The following is a 17947-nucleotide window of genomic DNA, read 5'->3' as shown; positions in this document are numbered from 1 at the left end:
CCATTGCGTGGTGCTGCCGGAACGACGAGCACCGAACGCGGCAACGCCGACCGCTGCGCAATCGTCTGGTGAGGCATACTCAGTACGGTTCGGGATGTTCCGGAGATGCTGATGTGATCGGGTCGTAACTATCGCGCCGCACTCGACCTATGTGGGTGCGCCGACCACGGTTCGCGCGATTCTCGGCGCATCCGTGCGGCGCGAAGTCACCCCTTCGAAAACAAGAAACGGGCGCACTGTCACGCCGGTCACACCCGGCGGTCACATTCTTCGGGGACGGGGCTGTACGCCCGCCCGGCGGGGGCAAACGGCCCAACTGTCACATGCCACCTTCGCGTTGTGCGACAGCGTCCTGCCCCGGCCACGCGGGGGGCGGGGCCCTCCCGACCACCTGCATACGCGCGCGAGCGGACGTGTGTGCGGAGACCCTCGCGCGGCGGGAAAGAAGGGAACCTACCTTGCGCAGGCGGATATTACTTAAGATCCGCAGCCCAGGAGTAGAGTAGCATGTTCCCCAGTCGTATCTTCGTGCCCGTCCGGCCCGCGAGTCCGGTTCTTGCGTTGAGCGTGGCCCTCGGCGCATGCGGAGAAAACGCTGCGCGCCCGGTGACCCCGGATCCGGTCGCCGCGCCCGCGCCGCCGCCGCCTCCCCCCGCGCCGCCTCCCCCGCCCCCCCCACCGCCTCCTCCCCCTCTGCCGCCTCCCGCCACAGAGGTGACGCCATGTGTCGGTGGCCTTGCCGGCATCTTCCCGTGCGATGGCGTAGATCTGGTGGCACGCGTGTCGCCGAGCGCCTTGAGACCGGGGCGGCCGACCGCTGGCCTGAACGACATTTGGGGATGGACCGACCCGGAGACGGGCGTCGAATACGCACTCGTCGGGCGCCGGGAGGGAGTCTCGATCGTCGATCTCTCCAACCCGGTCGTACCGCGGCCGATCGCGTACCTCGCTGCACCGCACGGTTCGAGTACGTGGCGCGACATGAAGGTGTATGCGGATCACATGTACGTCGTCGCTGACGGCATCGCCGGCCACGGCATGCAGATTCTCGACCTTACGCGGCTCCGCGGCCTGACGGAGTTCACGGAGCTGCGGGCGGACGGGCGGTACACGCGCGTGAGTGCGGTCCACAACCTCGCGATCAACGAAGAGACGGGCTTCGCCTACGCCGTAGGCAGCAACGGCGGCGGCGACACCTGTGCGGGTGGACTGCACATGATCGACCTGTCGGACCCGAAGAATCCGACCTTCGTGGGTTGCCACGCCGTAGAGGGCACCGGATATGCCGGCAGGGGTTACACCCACGATGTCCAGTGCGTCGTGTATCGGGGTCCTGATACGGAGCACGCGGGCAAAGAGATCTGCATCGGCTCGAACGAGACCGTTATTGTGGTGTCGGACGTGACCGACAAGACGAATCCGATCACCCTGTCGACCGCCGGCTACGCGGACCACAGCTACATTCACCAGGGCTGGCTCAGCTCCGACCAGGGCTACTTCTACCAGAACGATGAAGGGGACGAGGCTGAAGGGCTGACACCGCGTACGCGCATGCTCGTGTGGGACCTCACCGACCTCGATGACCCGGTCCTTGCGAAAGAGCATCTGGGTCCCACCGCCGCGGTCGACCACAACCTGTACGTCCACGGCGACGTGATCTATCACTCCAACTACGACTTCGGTGTCCGGGTCATCGACATCACGGATCCTGCGAACCCCTTGGAATGGGGGTTCTTCGACACCGTGCCCGAGCCTGAAGGCTTCGGATCCTGGTCAACCTACCCCTACTTCGAAAGCGGCCTTTTCGTCGCCACCAGTTGGCGCGAAGGCCTCTTCGTCCTGCGCCGGCAGCAATAGCGGCGGTCCCCTCCGGTTTGGGGGCGCGAGGGGGGACTCCCCACCGTTTGTCAAGAGGCTCGAGTCCGGCGATGGCGACGCCTTCCCGGGTCTGCGAACGGGGGCGAACACCGAGGATCGATCGGGCCGCATGCCGAACCCGCGCGTGATTTGGCTTTGCTCGCGGGGTCGTGCCGGACGGCGGCTCGGGCCCAGTGGTACAGTGCGTCGCGCAGACGGGGGTGGGTGGCGAGGCGGCGCACGACGATGGCCGACTTGCCGGAGCGCCGCGTGACGGGAGCCACTCCGCACGGGCACCGGAGCGCCTGGTAGTCGCGTCTGCGCAAGGGCTGGGAGGCCTCGGCGAGGAGCGTGGCGAGCGACGAGCTACGACGTGATCCGGCTTCGATCCGGCACGACAGGACGGCCACCGCCTGGAAGATAGGCGTCAACTCGGCCTCGACCGATGGCCGGGTCCGTGATCCGCGTCGTCTACCTTGAGCCCCTCGTGGTCTCCTTCGAGCCCGCGCGCAAATTCGAAGACAACCGCAGCCAAGTCCCGCCCCCGCCGTGGAAGCAGCTCCTCACTGAGTACGGACACAGCCTGTACCACGAGCCCTCTAGGCCTAAAACAAGCGAGTAGCGCTGGCGAGGCGTCATTATGACGTTGGGCTGCGGATTATGGGCCGAAGAGTGTGCCGGGAAGCCGGTTTTGGGTGGCGCCGGGGCGGGGATGCGGGGTTTTTCGCTCGTCGGCCGGGGCTTTGGGGGGCGTGATTCGGCGCCGGGAGACACCGGTCCCGGCGGATTCGGGTGGAGGCGTGGGACGAGCGGGAGAACCGGGGGCGGCGTCAGCCGAAGCCGGTCTGGAACGCGGTCCTCTCGATGGTGCGCCAGACGCTGAACAGCCGGTCTGTGGTGGGCCGCCAGCCGATGATCCGGAGCGTGGTCCGCCGGGCCCGGCGGATGACCTGGCAGGGCACGAGGATCATCTCGCGGACGAAGCGCCTGAACTCCATGGCGACGTACTTCCGGCGGTCGGCCTTTAGGTGCATCATCATGGCCAGGAAGCTCTTCAGGTTCCACGCCAGCGCCGCCATCACCATGTAGGCCCAGTTGCTCACCAGGTCGTAGACCGGCACCCGGAGCGCGTTCACCCCGTTCTTGAGCTGCTCGATCACGTTCTCCCGGTCGCAGCGGGCGTTGGCCAGCCGGACGACCTCCGCCGCGCCCAGGTCCCTCCGGGTGGTGATGTGGAAGAAGTAGCGGATCTCGTCGACCAGGGCGAGCTCGCCCTTCATCTTGCCGGTGTTCTTGCGCACGACCACCATCCGGTACGTCCCGCGGCACTTCCCCGGCCGGTAGTCGTACTCGGCCACGTCCTCGAAGTTGAGCCGCTTGTTCACGTAACCGCGCTCGCGCACGATCCGTCCCTTCACGTCCTCCCGCTTGCTCCGCGTCTTCCCCGTCCGGGACGTGTGGCGCGGCTTGCGCTTCAGAGGCTTCCAGTCCTCCTCTTCCAGCGCCTCGGCCCGCTCGATGATCGCTGGCTGCGCGTCATAGCCGAAGATGAAGTCCGCCCGCTCGCTCCAGCGGTCGAAGTTGACGGTCAGCGAGAAGTCCGTGTCCCCCCGCACGCACACCCCGGGAACATGCGGCGAGACAAGTGCGAGGGCCTTGTCGATCCACTCCGCCGCGCCGGAGTGGCTCACCGCGTTGCCCGGCCGGTTCACCACGTAGAGCACCTCGGCCGTGTTGGCCAGCGACACGACCAGCGGGTGGTAGCCCCACACCTTCTTGTGGGACATGTCCATGCCCGCCTTCTTGCGGCCCAGCGTGGGCGCCGGCGTCCCGTCCACGTCCACGTAGGCCACCGGCCCCGGCAGATCCCGGCCCCGGCCCCGCCACAGCTTGGGCCCGGCCGCGTTGACGCACTCCATGAGCTCGATCACGCCGGACTCGGAGAAGCGTCGCGTGAAGTCGCCCGCCGCCGTCGGACTCGGGATCAGCTCCGCGCCCAAGGCGTCCATGTACGCCGCGTCGTGGCGCAGGCCGTTCAGATCCTCCAGCCGCGCGCCCCCGCACAGCAGGTTGTAGGCGATGTCCGGCACGTGGTCCGACTCGTGGTACGGCAGGTGCCGCTGCAGAAGCTCCAGGTGCCGGTCGATCTCCCGCGCCAGCCCCAGCTTCGCCACCAGCCGCCGCACCGCGCCGATGCCCCCGAAGCTCATCGCGCTCGTCCGCGCCCCGATCTCGTAATGCACCATGCCCGCCCCGAACACCGGCTTCGGCCGGCAGCCCCGCCGCCTCGCCCTCGCGTGCCGGGCCCGAACCTTCCGCTTCCGCCGGGCACTGTTCTTCCTGCTCTTGCGATGCGATATTCTCTTCACCGGAAAGGCCTCCTTGGTTGGGACCGGGCGTCCGCGCCCGAATCCGCTATCTACAATCAAGATAGGCCTTTCCGGTACTTCTTAACAGGGGTCCGAGACGAATCGCGCTTGTCTTGGGCCTAGTACAGCATCAAGAAACCGGTGCGCAAGGGCCTGGGACGCTCGCTGTATCGGAGTGCGGGGCCGTCTTGCAGGCACGGGGCCTTTCTTCGCACTCTATCCGGGTTGGAAACGGGACGAGTCCCAGCGCTCCAGAGGAGGACGTCTCATGCGTGGATTGTGTGATCGCTCAAGCCATGGCTGGTCGCGTGCGGCGGCCCCGGCCGTATTCATCACCCCCTTGGCCCTCGGCCTCGCGTTCGGCGGATTGGCGGCGCAGGGGCCGACCGCCAACGGCGCCAACGGGGCGGAGGCCGACGTCACCTTTTCGAAGGATGTGGCACCCATCCTCCAGGCGAACTGCCAGATCTGCCACCGGCCGGGCTCCGTCGGTCCCATGCCGCTCCTCGACTACCGCGACACGCGGCGCTGGGCCTCCCGCATGAAGGAACTGGTCTCCCAGCGGCTGATGCCGCCCTACCACCTCGACACGGGCGTCGGCATCCAGGACATCAAGGGTGACTGGCGGCTGAGCGACGAGGAGATCGAGACGGTCGTGGCGTGGGCGGACGCCGGGGCGCCGGAGGGGGACCCGGCCGACATGCCGACCCCGATCGAGTGGCCGAACGAGCAGAAATGGCAGCTCGAGGACGTGCTCGGCCCCCCGGATCATGTCATCAAGTCGAAGCCCTTCGACGTGCCCGCCGAGGGCGGCGACACCTGGTGGCGCCCGCGGGTCCCGACCGGACTCGAGGAGGACCGCTGGATCACGGCCTTCGAGACGCGGCCTTCGTTCCCGGCCGGACGCCAGGTCGTCCATCACGCCATCCCCCGTCTGCTGCGGCTCGACGAAGAGGGCGAGTACCAGCGCATCCAGAGCCTGTCGGAGTACGCGATGGGCAAGATCGGCGAGATCGTGCCGACCGACGCCGGACGGCTGTTGAAGGCGAACGACATGATCGAGTGGGATGCCCACTACTATCCCATGGGATATGAAGTCGACGACGATCAGGTCGAACTCGGGATCTGGTTCCACCGGGAAGGGTTCGAGCCGGAGTTCACACAGGATCTGAGCCTGTATCCTCTCCGCGGCGACATCGCGCTGGCGCCGGGAGGTACGGCCATGACGCAGGGGTTCCACCGCTGGGACCATCCGGTGAGACTCGACAGCTTCCAGCCGCACGGGCACGTGCACCTGCATGCGATGTCGATCCAGGCGATCTATCCCGACGGCAAGGTCGAACTCGTCAGCATGGTCACGGACTTCGACGCGCGCTGGCACCACAGCTACATCTATGAAGACGATGCGGCGCCGCTGCTCCCGACCGGGACGGTGCTCGTCATGACGGGGTGGTACGACAACACGGAGGAGAACGATCTGACGCCGGACCCGGAGATCTGGTACGCGCGCGGCTCGCGCACCGGGGACGAGATGTCCCACGCGTGGCTCGCCGTAACGCACCTCTCGGAAGACGGTTTCGAGCGGCTGGTGGAGGAGCGGGAGACGCTCACCAGCGACGACGACGCCGACGACAGCAACAACGACGGCAACAGCGACAACTGAGCCGAACCATGCGTACCGGACGTCTCGCGGCCGCCCTGCTCGCCGCGCAGCTGGGGGCGGTCGCGCCGTCGGCCGCGCAGCAGGTACAGCGGCTGCCGCTCGCGCCCATCCCGCCGCAGGGCGAGCCGGTGGCGCCCTTCTTCGAGGGCTGGTACCGGAACGACGACGGCACGTTCACGCTCTCGTTCGGCTTCTTCAACCTGAACACCGAACAGATTCTCGAAGTCCCCATCGGCGCGGAGAACTCCATCGAGCCGGCCGAGTTCGACGGGGTGCAGCCGACGCACTTCCCGGTGCGGCCGCGCCGGGACCGGGGCGTGTTTTCGGTCACCGTGCCCGCCTCCTACGAGGACGGGGAGCAGCGCGTGGTGTGGACGATCACGGCGAACGGCGTGACCTACTCCGTGCCGGGGCGCGTGGGGGTCTCCGCGCTGCAGCTCGACTACGGGCCCCGGGCGATGGGGTCCGTGCCGCCGCTCGTTCGCTTCTCTGACGAGGGCCCGCCGGGCCAGCATGTGCAGGGCGTCTGGTCCGAGCCGCGTAGCGCGAGGGTCGGGGAGCCGCTCACGCTGCAGCTGTGGACCGAGGAGGTCTCGGTCCGGGACCCCGAAGACTTGGTGAACCAGGAAGTCGACGTCGAGGTGACCTGGTTCAAGCACCAGGGACCCGCCGGGGAAGTGTCGTTCGAACCGTGGCAGATCACGGTCGCGGGGGGGACCGGCGAGACGACGACGGCCGCCGTGTTCACCGAGCCGGGCGAATACGTGCTGCGGGCGCGCGTCGACAACTGGAACGCGAACGACAGCACCGGGGGCGACCAGTGTTGCTGGTCAAACGCCTACGTCCGGGTGACCGTCACCCCCTGACGCCGGCCGTGTCCCGGTAAGCGGTCGCGCGAACCCCCACAAGGAGGCGCCATGGCGGATTCGATGCGCCGTGCCATTGCCGCGCCCAGCAGCCGCCCGTTCCCGCTGCTCCCGCTGCTCCCGCTGGCCGCGCTCGCAGTCTGCGTGGCCGCGTGCGGTCCCACCTACCCGGCTCCGCCGGAGACCGCTCGCGTTCCGGTGGTCGACACGCTGCACGCGGTCGCGTTCACGGACGACTACCGGTGGCTGGAGGACCAGGAGAGCGCCGAGACGCGCGCCTGGATCGCCGAGCAGAACGCCTACGCGCAGCAGATCGTGGGCGACACGCCGCTGCGGACGGAGCTGGAGGGGCGCCTCCGCGAGTTGATGGACGTGCCCGGGGCGATCTTCCCGCGCCGGGCGGGCGAGTACGAGTACTTCTCGTTTCGGAAGCCGGGCGGGGAAGTCGGAGCGATCTACCGCCGGCCGGCGCCGGAGGAACCCGACGAGGGTCCGGTGGATCCCACCGGCGAGTTCGAGGTCGTGATCGACCCGCTGGATCTCCACCCCGATGGCACCACCAGCGTGAGCATCCTGGACTTCTCTCCCGATGGCCGTCTCATGCTGTACGCGATCCGCGATGGCGGCCGCGACGAGCGGGAGGTCCGGATCCGCGACCTGGCTTCCGGCGAGGATCTGCCCGACCGCCTGCCGCCCTACCTGTACGGCAACATCGCCTTCGACCCGGAAGGCGACGGCTTCTACTACAGCCGCCGGTCGCGGGAGACGGGCGCCCGGATCCGGTATCACCGGCTGGGGACCGACATCGAGGAGGACGAGGAGTTGTTCGGAGAGGGGCACGGACCGGAGCGGTTCGTCAACTTCTCACTGGGCGGCGATGGCCGGTGGCTCGTGTACACCGTGCAGCACGGTTGGGCGCGGACCGACGTCTACCTGCACGACCGGCGCTCCGGGGCTGCCCCGGCGCCGCTGGTCGTCGGAGCGCCCGCGCGCTTCAGCACCCGCTTCGTCGAGGACGAACTCTTCCTGCTCACGAACCTGGATGCACCGAGGAACCGCCTGCTCGCGGTGGACCCCGCGAATCCCGACCCGGACCCGGCCGCGTGGCGGGAGGTGCTGCCCGAGGCCGACGACCTCCTGACCGGCTACCGATTCATCGGCGACGATCTGTACGCCGACTACCTGCGCAACGTGAGCAGCCGGATCGTGCGCTACGGCCCCAACGGGGCGGTGAAGGGCGAGATCCCGATCCCGGCGCACCATGTGGCGACGCTGCGTTCACACGGAGAGGACGGGGACGAGGCCCTCCTCACGCTGACCTCGCTCCTCACTCCCTCCACCGTCGTGAAGCTGGACCTGGAGACGATGGAGACGGAGGACTGGTTGCCGTCGTCCGTCCCCTTCGACGGTTCGGAGTATGAGTTGAAGCAGGTCTGGTACACCTCGGAGGATGGAACCCGGGCTCCGATGTACATCGCGCACCGCGCGGGACTGGCGCTAGACGGGCGAAGACCCGCCCTCCTGTACGGGTACGGCGGCTTCAACGTGAACCTGCTGCCCCGTTTCGACGCCCGGGCCGCTGCGTGGATGGAGCGGGGCGGCGTGTACGCCATCGCGACGCTGCGGGGCGGGGGCGAGTTCGGCGAGGAGTGGCACCGGGACGGCATGCTGGAGAACAAGCCGAATGTCTTCGCCGATTTCATCGCCGCCGCCGAGTGGCTCGTCGACAACGGCTACACGAATCCGAACCGGCTCGCGATCCGGGGCGGCAGCAACGGCGGCCTGCTCGTCGGCAGCGCGCTCACCAAGCGGCCGGACCTCTTCCGCGCCGTCTTCTGCGGCTTCCCCGACCTCGACATGGTCCGCTTCTACCAGTTCACCGACGCGAACAACATGCCGGCCCTGCTCGAGTACGGGAACGCGGCCGTGGCGGAGGAGTTCGAGGTCCTGCGCACCTTCTCCCCGTACCAGAACGTGCGCGACGGAGTCGACTATCCGGCGGTCATGCTCACCCAGGGAGATCTCGACACGCGGGTGCCCCCGCTGCAGGCGCGCAAAATGACGGCCCGCCTCCAGGCCGCCTCGACGTCGGGTCTGCCGGTGATCCTCGACTACGACCCGCGCGCCGGCCACGCGGGGGGCCGCGCCTTCAGTCGCAACGTGCGCAACACGGCGATGGAACTCGCCTTCCTGCTGCAGCAACTCGGCGCCCCCTGACGCCCAAACCAGGCTCGGTCGCCCTCCTTCGCCTATCTTGAATCGCGAAGTCCCAGAGGAATCCGGGGGACGGCCATGCGCAAACACGGCGATTTGAACGAAGAAACCAGCACCCCTCCGGCAGATCCGGTGCGTCCGAGGGCCATCGATGTCGAAGCGCTGCTGCATCGAATACAACTCCGGTCCGAGACGCTCGGGCCCGTCGATCTGAGCGAAGACAACCTTCGACGCCTGAAGGACGCCGGGAGGCCGTGAGTCGGTCGAGTTGGGGCGAATGGGGGGCAACCTGCTGCGGGACCCGCGGGTCGAACGCGGGACAGGGAGCTTCGAACGACCCGGCGCCGGAGATGCGGGACACCATGGAGAAGATTGCGGGTAGCGAGCGGGTCTGGACGCGACACCCGTGACCGTGGTTACGGCGCCCTTCACGCTTGCGATGCTCCTCCCGGCGGCCGCCGTCTGCCAGGAGGGCAGGGAGATCCGTCACGAGGACGACCTGCCGGTGGCGACGCTGGTGGAGGTTCTCGAACTCGATCTGTCGGAAGCGCCGATTGCCGGGCGAGTCTCGAGCCTAGTGGAGTCACCCGACGGGACCGTCTTTGTCGGCGGCTCGACCGAAGTGCTGGTGTTCGATCCGGACGGTGCGTATCGGGGTGAGATCGGCCGGCAGGGGGACGGCCCGGGCGAGTTCCGGTCGCTGACCGGTCTGGGCATGCACGGAGACACGCTATGGACGGGGGATGCGATGTCCGGGCGCGTCACCCGGTTTCTGTCGGACGGGTCGCTGCTGGAGATCATCACGCCGCCTCCATCGGTTCGCGGCGTGCCGAGTTTCCTGACCCTCGCGGCCGACGGATCCATCGTTGGAAACCCGCTGTCATTGGTGAGTCCAGGGGCACCGGCCGGATCACGTCTCGCGGTCTGGTGGCGGTGGCGCGCGGAGGAAGGGTCGGGCGCGGGGGTGGTGGATACGCTCATCGCCACCGAAGTCCGTGACGACATGCTGCAGGTCAGCACCGGGGGCATGGTGGTCCCGCGGCCGCAGCCCTTCGTCGAGTGGGAGCCGGTCGCGTTCGGAGGGCCGGAGTCCTACGCGCTGGCGGCGCGCGCCTCCGCGGAAGACGACGACGGATTCATCGTCGTGGAGCGGGTCCAGTTCGATGGGGCTGTCGACACGGCGGTCGCGGTCCGATATGGGCCGAGGCGAATCACATCCGAGGATGTGGACCGCGTGGTGGACGAGTTGGGCGGCATGCTTTCGAACCCACCCGGAACCCGGGACCCGACATCGCGTCCGCGTCCGGAAATCGCGAGGGAACTGAGGCGCCAGATAAGGACTCCGGAGTTTCACCCGGCGCTCACGGATCTGGTGCAAGGCTCCGGAGGCAACATCTGGATCGGCCGCGAAGCCGCAGCCTCACAGCGGAAGTGGCTGATCGCGCAGGAAGGTGTGGGCCCGCTGGCCCGGACCACGCTCGCCGACTACCAGCGTCCCCTGGCCGCGGGCGATGGATATGTCTGGCTGCTGGAGCCGGGAGCCTTCGACCTCCCCCGCATCGTGAAGTACCGCGTCGACACGCGGTAGACGCCGGGAAGGGCGGGTGGCCGAAAGGTCGGTCATGTGTCCCTTCGGGGAGCCAGGCATCTCTACACCGGCGCCGCGATCGCACAATCGGACTTCGGTTTTCTTCACGCTGTTCCAAGGCGAATCGGCGATTCGGAGTCTTGAACAGATCCCGCCGATCACCGAAGTTGCCTCCTTGCAGCGGTAGCAACGCCCTCATGACCCGGGCTACTACGAACCGCTTGCTGTGCTCGGTGCTGCTGTCCACGCGTGGTACTCGACGTGGAGCGATGGATCGGCCATTGCGATCCTACCCCCATTCCGGGTCGGCCGCGTCAACCACTTGGTTCCGGGTCCGCTGAGAACAGCCTGACGCCCCGCGGTCGACGCGACGGCCCGCGCCCCTGACCCTTACCGGAAGCTCACGAACATTGACCAGAACCAAACCGTTACAGCTGAGTCGTTCCAACAACGTCGTTTCGGTGGCCGGCGGGTTAACCGCGACCGACTATCGACGGCTTCTGGCCATGCTGCACCGGACCATAACGAAGCGAGGTTTTGCGGACATCGTTCTGGATTTCACCGAGTGCACCGCAGCCTTCCCAGGGCCAATGCTGGCGTTATGCTCTGAAGTCTCGCGGCGGCGCGCAACCGGAGTCGATTTCGACCTACGTGTGCCGACGCACGAATGGCTCGGAAGGATGTTCATCAACTCGAATTGGGCTCACCACATTCAGCCGGAGCGCTATGCCGAGTCAGGTTACCGGGGCTATGTCCGGGTGCCGATGACTCAGTTCGAGACGCCAAGTCAACAACAATCGCTGGTTGATCGAATGGTCGACGCAATCCTGTGCTCCCAAACAGAATTCTCGCGCGGGGACTTAGGTGCGATCGAATGGGCGTTGAACGAGATTACTGACAACGTGATGAATCACGCGGATTCACCGATCGGCGGTTTGGCGCAGCTCGTGAACTACAAGCAGTCCGGACGTGTCGAGTTCGTTGTGGCCGATCCGGGGATCGGAATCCCTCAGTCGCTTCGCGTTGGCCACCCCGAGCTTCGTTCCGATCCGGAAGCCCTTGATCGAGCCATTCGTGAAGGCGTCACAGGCAATAGCTCCTTAGGTCAAGGCAACGGGTTGTTTGGGACCTTGGAGTTGTGCCAAGTGGGCTCGGGCTATCTGCAGGTTCATTCGAGCTACGCTCGCTTCGCGTACAGATCCGGCGACCAACGCACCCTCAGCGAGCAGGTTCCATTCCGGGGCACGTTGGTCATTGCCGCCTTGGACGTTTCGGATACGGACGCCCTTGGCGAGGGTCTGCGGTTCGGCGGGCGGCGACACGAACCATTGGACTACATAGAGTCACATTTTGAGGTTCCTCGCTGTTTCATGTGGGTAGGTTGAAGTTGAGTTTGCCGCACACGAGATAGGCGACAGTGATGAAGTTCTCGGTGGTCCGGTAGCCTCGGGCCCTGGCCTTGGCGGCCTGGACGAGCGAGTTGATGCCCTCGATCATGCCGTTGCTGATCCTCGAGCGGAACCAGAGGAGGATGCCGTCCCAGTGCTTCTCGATCGTCTTCGCCGCGTCGATGACGGGCTGGAGACCGCTTTTGCCGGCCCAAAGACACCATCTCTCGAGGTAGACCTCGGCCAGCCGGGGCGGGAGGGTCCGGAACGCCTCGAAGGCGAGCTTGAACCGGTAGGCGAGGGCCGTCTTCAGGCTCCGCCGCGACGGATCGAGCAGTTCGCCGATCCACTCGCGCTGGGAGGCGGTGAGCCCGCCGCGCCTCTTGAGCCACAGGTAGCGGGTGCGGTTCAGCTCGGGGCGCTCCTTGCGCTCGGCGCGCCTCACCTCATCCACCGCCCGGTTCATGACCCGCTGGACGTGGAAGCGGTCGAAGGTGACGCCGGCCTCCGGGAACGCCTCCCGCGCCCCCTTCATGTAGGCCGCCGACATGTCCATGCAGAGGTCCCGGACGCTCCCGGCCCGGCCCCCGCGCGCCTCGAGATCCTCCCGGAACAGGCTCACGACCGAGGCGTCGCGCCCCGGCGTCGCGTACAGAAGCCGCGAACGGTCCAGATCCGCGAACAGCGTGATGTAGTCGTGGCCCCGCCGGCACGCCGTCTCGTCCACCGCCACCGCGCGCACCGCGGAGAAGTCCGCCTCCGCCCGGGCCTCCCCCACGCGGCGCTTCAGAAGCCGCCACAGCCGCGTGTCGTGCTCGCCCACCAGCCGGGCCACCGCCCGCACCGGCATCTCCCGCGCCAGGGCCACCGCCAGCGCCTCGAACCACAGCGTGAAGCCCGAGCCCGGCTCCGCCCACGGCACCTTCGCCTGCCTCACCCCGCACGCCGGACACCTCACCCGCGGCACCCGCGCGTGCAGGTAGGCCCGGTGCTGAAAGAAGTCCAGGTGCCGCCATCGCTTCGGGCTCGCGTCGTGCGCCTTGCAGCCCTTCCGCCCGCACGAGGGGCAGTCGAACGTTCCGCCCGGCTCGAAGTCCAGATGCAGGTCCAGGCGGCGTTCCGCCGCGTCGAACTCCGTCCGCTCCACCCGCCACGGCCACTCCAGCCCCAGCGCCCGCTCGAACAGTCCCCTCTCCGCCATGCCGCCGTCCCGCCCGGCCGCTCCGCATCCCTCCACCGCCCCGGCCGGCCCCGGAGACCACCGGGCACGTCACGGACCCGCTCGGGCACCGGCGGCCAACGCCGCCGGTGCCGCCACTCTACCGCCCCTCATCCACCCCGAACAGCGAAGAGCCCATTTTGAGCTGGACGACAGCGATGTCCTTCTCGTGAAGTTGGCGGAAGAAGCAGACTCGTTCGGAGCCCGGCGTGCCGGGGCTCCCCTGCGGGCGAAGCTAAGAAACATCGTGAAGATGAGCGGCGGGCGAAGGGTGGTCGTCGACTTCTCGGATGTGCCGCTTGTTTCGAGCAGCTTTGCGGATGAGGTGTTCGGAAAGCTGCTCGTGGAAGTAGGTCCGCTTCAATTCATGCAAACCATCACTCTCCAAGGGATGTCGCGGATCGTGTCGGAGTTGGTCGATCGTGCTATGCGACAGCGATCACGAACCGGCCTGTGACGAGCGAAGCCGGGAGAGAGCGGTCTACTCGAGGAGCTTGAAGACGCCGTCGGCGGCGTCGCTGTAGAACTCGATGTTGAGCTTGGTCCAGATATCGTCGGGAAGGCTCATCAGCTCGCGGCGGGCGGTGACAGGGAGGAGTAGAACAGAAGCTCCCTTGTCCACGGCGAGTTCGGCGATGGCGACTGGGTCTGCGAGTTGGTCGAGGGAGCCGCCGAGGTTTAGGGGACCCGTGATGATCGCGCCGCCGCGGGTGCCGCGGTCGAGGAGGGCTCCGACGAACGCGGCCAAGACCGGTACGCCGAGGCGAGTCCCGGAGGTGTCCGCGTCGAAGGGTCGGAGTTGTACCGTGTACTCGTGGGCGCGGGCATCCCGGTCACCGATAAGGCTTGCGGCGCCGGCGTAGAGATTCTGTTCGGCCACCTTCACGCTCTCGCGGAAGGCGGGTGGGACGGGATGGTTCAGGATCTTTGTGCCGCTGCGGGACCCTCGGTGACCTCGATCCGGTAGAGACCCGGCCCGGTCTCGGCGAGGCCTGGGCCTATCGCCCACACCTGGCCCGGGGGGAGGGGATCGGGGTCGATCGCCTCGTCGCTGTGGAGTTCCGGGGTGGCGACGAACTGCTCGGTGCCGTCCACGCCGAGGGTGAACGAGAAGTGCGTGTTCCGGAACTCGGCCTTGAGGCAGCGCTTCTGCTGCTCCTTCACGCGGCGGCGTGACTCGAGTGCGAGCCGCACCATCCATTCCAGATCCTCGTCCTCGATCTCCATGTCTGGGTCGGGGAAGATCAACTTGAGGAGTCCCGAGACGGTCTTGTGGACTGCTTCGATGTCGCGGCCGGAGAGGGCGCCGCCCCAGAAGACGCGGTTCTGGATCTTGGGGAGCCGCGACTGCGCGCGCAGGCTGGTCCAGCAGGCGCTCAGGAAGTCGTTGACGAGGCCGAAGTGGTCCGTGAGGTGTTCTCTGGGGTCGAGCTTCGGGAAGTCCCAGCCCGGAGCGTACGAGTGGATCCGGTCGTGGAACGCGGTGTCGTCGCGCATCTGCTTCGGGAGCGGGCTCAGGAGGTGTCCGATGCGCTGCTGCTGGTCGACCGACACGTTGAAGTTGCCGACCATCACCATGCAGCCCTCGGCGCGAATGCTCTCCTTGCCGCGGCTCAACTCCCTCGACGCCATGTAGCCCTTCATGATGTTGACGCCGTCCTTCTGGTCGAAGGAGACGCCGGCGATCTCGTCGAAGCACACGACGTCGTAGTGGCACACGAGACCGCGCTGACCGTTGGCCATGTTGACGAACATCTTGGCAACGGTCGCCTTCCCGCCCGAGTTGAGGTGGGAGAAGGGGGAGAGCTGCTGGTAGACGTGGCTCTTCCCGGTTCCGCGCGGCCCAAGTTCCACAAGGTTGTAGTTGCGCTCGACAAACGGGATGAGCCGCAGAAGGACAACCCGTTTGGCGCGGTCGTCCAGCGTGTCAGGCTCGAGGCCGGTCGAGCGGAGGAGGAAGTCGATCCATTCCTTCGTCGTGAAGTGGCGCCGGCCGCGGGACAGCACGTCGAGCACGTTCGGGCTCGACATCTGGATGGGGCGCAGCGTCTGGATGCCGAAGGGGCGCCAGTTCCGCTCCAACGCGATGACAGGGTCGTATTCGAGCGTCACCTCCGCGTAGAAGCCGTCGGCGAGCATGCGCTGATTCTCCGTGACGAGCCGGGTGACGAGCCGGGTGCCGATCCGCGCGTCCCGTAGTGCGAGACTCGGCAGCTCGGCGAGGTAGCAGTCGTTCTTCGCATCGAGGCGGGCCCGGATGATGTCGATGAGTCGGACGGTGCCTTCCTCCCGAGCCCTGGACTTGAAGATCTCCTGCTCGGCGGCGCGGATCGTGCGGCCATCGAGTTGCTTCTGCACGATGGCCAGGCCCTCCTCGATCTCCGCCTCGTCCACGCTTGCGCAGTATCGGCCGAGGAGGAACTCGACGACGTAGGTCGGCACCGGGTACTCGCGGGCATAGCGCCGCACCAGATCCTTGCGCACCAGGTAGCCCGGGAACGCCGTGTCCGCCGTGACGTCCATCGAATCCAGCTGAAGACCATGGATCCCCGGCTCGTCCGCTACAATTGGCCGCGGGCGTGCCCGTCAAACTGGAGATCGTAGATATTCGGAGGGAGTGACGATCTGCACACCAGAGAAGGGATGCAGGGCGAGCAGATCCGCGTCTCCGGTCACGATGCAGGATGCGTCGCCGTTGACGGCCAACTCCAGAATGAGGTCGTGGGAAGACATCTCTCCTCAACGCCCATCCAGGATTGTCTGCAGGGTCTCCGGCGTGAGTCCCCGTCGCTGCGCGTCCCGGCTGATGTCACGCATGATCTCGCGAAGCGATTGCCGGTCCTGCGTAGCATCACGCAAGCGTAGGTTCACCAACAGATCCAGCTTGCGGCGGTCCATATCGGAAACCGAGCGATACGCTTCCGCTACGTCCGGGTCCACCGACACGGTGATCTGATCCGTCATGGCTTCGCCTCCTTGGAACGCCTCGCCGCCTTGTTATCGAAGGCTATCCGCTTGGCGAGACTGCGTTCTTCTCTTGGCGTGAGACCATACCTCACACCGTACACAAAAATGAGTTGCACACGGCGCAAGTATGGCGTCCGTCGCTGTACGATTCCAGGAGTTGGCCGTCGCATTTCGGGCAACGAATCTTCCCGGCGCGGTCACGAGAACTTGAGAATGTCCCGCCGCGACCCTCCATCAGGTATTCTCTGAGCAGAATCCCTTCCCGCAGCATCGTCATGTCCGCTCCTCTATTTCGAGCCGAGTGGTACACTCCCGACCATGAAGATAACGTGCCGACCGATCGTTTTCGAACAACCCGTGATAGCGGAAGCACCGTTCAGCGCACGATCACCGGTCCGTGTCGGACCGCCTCCGTCAGCTTCCGTTGGTGTTCCGCCAACCAGTCCTGGACGGCTGTTTCGTCATCCAGCGTTCCGCGACGGACATCGACTGTCGTGACCGGTGGATCGTCGGGCGGGAGGTGTCGGACAGCCTCGGTCATTGCTTTGCCGGCCCGGCCGGGCACGGCGTCGATACCCGACTGCCAGGCCGATAGGCTGCGGGCATCAAGGGCCTTGCTCAGGGCGTCGGTTGTCTGGACCTGGAGCGGCTGGGGGAGGGTCAGTCCGACATCGCGCCGAGCACCTCGCGGGCGACGGGGTGGTCCGCCACCGACTGGTCCCACCCGACGACGACGAGCGGCGCGTCGGACCCGTCGCGCGCCCGTTTGAGGGCGACCCCCCACGCCCGGTGGTCCCCGTCAGGGAAGCGTGGGGACAGGCGCGCCAGCGATGCTTCAGCGCCGGTCTCGATGCGGGCCTGAAGATCGTCGCCGTGGAGTTCGCCTCCGCCCCCCTGTAGCACGGGGTCCTCCATTCCGCGCCCTCTCGCCTCCCCCAGCACTTCCTTCCACGAGCAGGACCACTCGTCGCGAAGCCACACCCGCACCGCGTCGCCGTCTCCCCCGTCCGGGTCCGTGTTCGTATGCAGCGCCAGCTTGCGGCGCTGCTTCGCCTCCCCGTGGGGGAGCCGGATCCTCGACACGATTTCCTGTACGGCGGTGCTCAGCAGCCGCTCCCGGTGCACCGCGACTTCGACCTCGAGATACTGGGTCGGCCATCCACACGCCCCCAGCAGCACGGAGAGCACGGTCTGCCGTACATGGTCGACGTTCCCGCCGAGGAGAGAACCCGCCGCGGCGACCGCGGAGATGCCCGTCCGTTTCGCCCGACCATCAAGCTCCCGAAGCGCGGCCTCGACCCCGGACGGCAGCCCTCTCGGCACGAGCCCCCGCGTGGTGGCCCCATCCTCCAATTGAGTATTGGCCCACAGGTGGGCCAGCATCTTGAGCAGGTGCGACTTGCCGCTCCCGAAGAACCCGCTCACCCACACCGAATCCTGGCGCGATCCGTCGAGGTTCGTCAGGTGGCGCTCCAGAATCCGCTGCAACGCGTCGCCGAACTGGCCCTCGCACACGAAGGTCTCGCGTTCGGCGCGCAGCTCCCGCACCACCTGCTCGTCGTCCCCGGCGCTTCGTGGCGTTGTGCCCGCGCCCACGCCGAGTGCAACTCCGCTTGGTGAAGTGAGGCCCACTCGACTACGAAGCCCGGCGCCCTTGGCGGAATCCGTCCCTTGAGCACTGCGAGATCGTCAATGCCCACAACGGCCTGTGCCACCGTATTCCGCGTGGAAATGGGGCGGACCATGTTCCCGGAAATACATGCGGATGACGATGCCGTAGAATCGACTGACTTCAGGCACTTGGCGCTTGCGCTCG

General features: G+C 67.0%; 13 protein-coding genes and 1 pseudogene. 7 read left to right on the top strand and 7 right to left on the bottom strand.

Annotated features, from left to right (window positions below; all coding sequences use genetic code 11):
* The first annotated feature begins 507 nt into the window (after positions 1 to 507).
* On the top strand, positions 508 to 1857 hold the full coding sequence (locus ACOQPP_RS10025) for a choice-of-anchor B family protein (RefSeq protein ID WP_419165451.1): 1350 nt from the start codon (positions 508 to 510) through the stop codon (positions 1855 to 1857).
* A gap of 50 nt (positions 1858 to 1907) precedes the next feature.
* Here the strand turns inward: ACOQPP_RS10025 and ACOQPP_RS10020 are convergent, their stop codons facing one another.
* Both ACOQPP_RS10020 and ACOQPP_RS10015 read right to left on the bottom strand, forming a co-directional pair.
* Positions 1908 to 2267 carry a transposase gene (locus tag ACOQPP_RS10020; protein ID WP_419165465.1) on the bottom strand — a complete coding sequence of 120 codons (360 nt, stop codon included), beginning with the start codon at positions 2265 to 2267 and terminating at the stop codon, positions 1908 to 1910.
* Between the two features lie 420 nt (positions 2268 to 2687).
* The gene (locus tag ACOQPP_RS10015) at positions 2688 to 4226 is read right to left on the bottom strand and encodes an IS1380 family transposase (protein ID WP_419165450.1); all 1539 of its coding nucleotides are present in this window, start codon (positions 4224 to 4226) and stop codon (positions 2688 to 2690) included.
* Positions 4227 to 4494: 268 nt separating this feature from the next.
* On the opposite strand from ACOQPP_RS10015, the gene ACOQPP_RS10010 reads away from it, so the two are divergent.
* From ACOQPP_RS10010 to ACOQPP_RS09990, 5 genes are all read left to right on the top strand, one after another.
* On the top strand, positions 4495 to 5889 hold the full coding sequence (locus ACOQPP_RS10010; RefSeq protein ID WP_420636434.1) for a c-type cytochrome: 1395 nt from the start codon (positions 4495 to 4497) through the stop codon (positions 5887 to 5889).
* Between the two features lie 8 nt (positions 5890 to 5897).
* Positions 5898 to 6755, top strand: coding sequence for a hypothetical protein (locus ACOQPP_RS10005; RefSeq protein WP_420636433.1), 858 nt, complete (start codon positions 5898 to 5900; stop codon positions 6753 to 6755).
* Positions 6756 to 6806: 51 nt separating this feature from the next.
* Entirely contained in the window at positions 6807 to 8972 is a 2166-nt protein-coding gene (locus tag ACOQPP_RS10000) for a prolyl oligopeptidase family serine peptidase (protein WP_420636432.1), read from the top strand.
* Between the two features lie 403 nt (positions 8973 to 9375).
* Entirely contained in the window at positions 9376 to 10557 is a 1182-nt protein-coding gene (locus ACOQPP_RS09995) for a 6-bladed beta-propeller (protein WP_420636431.1), read from the top strand.
* 410 nt (positions 10558 to 10967) lie between these two features.
* Complete coding sequence (locus tag ACOQPP_RS09990) at positions 10968 to 11942, top strand: hypothetical protein (protein ID WP_420636430.1); 975 nt, start codon at positions 10968 to 10970, stop codon at positions 11940 to 11942.
* Here the strand turns inward: ACOQPP_RS09990 and ACOQPP_RS09985 are convergent.
* The gene (locus ACOQPP_RS09985) at positions 11926 to 13146 is read right to left on the bottom strand and encodes an ISL3 family transposase (RefSeq protein ID WP_420636429.1); all 1221 of its coding nucleotides are present in this window, start codon (positions 13144 to 13146) and stop codon (positions 11926 to 11928) included. The two genes, ACOQPP_RS09990 and ACOQPP_RS09985, sit on opposite strands and share 17 nt — an antisense overlap.
* A 187-nt stretch (positions 13147 to 13333) precedes the next feature.
* Here ACOQPP_RS09985 and ACOQPP_RS09980 point away from each other — a divergent pair, with 187 nt between their 5' ends.
* Positions 13334 to 13621 (top strand): STAS-like domain-containing protein, encoded by a 288-nt coding sequence (locus ACOQPP_RS09980; RefSeq protein WP_420636428.1) that lies wholly within the window; start codon positions 13334 to 13336, stop codon positions 13619 to 13621.
* A 24-nt stretch (positions 13622 to 13645) separates the two neighbouring features.
* Here ACOQPP_RS09980 and brxL read toward each other — a convergent pair.
* From brxL to ACOQPP_RS09960, 4 genes and pseudogenes are all read right to left on the bottom strand, one after another.
* Positions 13646 to 15687 (bottom strand): annotated as a pseudogene (gene brxL, locus ACOQPP_RS09975) (BREX system Lon protease-like protein BrxL).
* A 216-nt stretch (positions 15688 to 15903) separates the two neighbouring features.
* The gene (locus tag ACOQPP_RS09970) at positions 15904 to 16128 is read right to left on the bottom strand and encodes a hypothetical protein (protein ID WP_420636427.1); all 225 of its coding nucleotides are present in this window, start codon (positions 16126 to 16128) and stop codon (positions 15904 to 15906) included.
* A 663-nt stretch (positions 16129 to 16791) separates the two neighbouring features.
* On the bottom strand, positions 16792 to 17727 hold the full coding sequence (locus ACOQPP_RS09965) for a hypothetical protein (RefSeq protein ID WP_420636508.1): 936 nt from the start codon (positions 17725 to 17727) through the stop codon (positions 16792 to 16794).
* A 93-nt stretch (positions 17728 to 17820) separates the two neighbouring features.
* A complete protein-coding gene (locus ACOQPP_RS09960; protein WP_419165464.1) occupies positions 17821 to 17892 on the bottom strand; it encodes a DUF4160 domain-containing protein in 72 nt (23 codons plus the stop codon).
* Between the last annotated feature and the right edge of the window lie 55 nt (positions 17893 to 17947).

The organism is Candidatus Palauibacter sp. (genome assembly GCF_965222475.1).
Taxonomy (GTDB): Bacteria; Gemmatimonadota; Gemmatimonadetes; order Palauibacterales; family Palauibacteraceae; genus Palauibacter.
The sequence above is the reverse complement of the archived record's forward strand: the minus strand, read 5'-3'. Positions and strand labels throughout refer to the sequence as shown.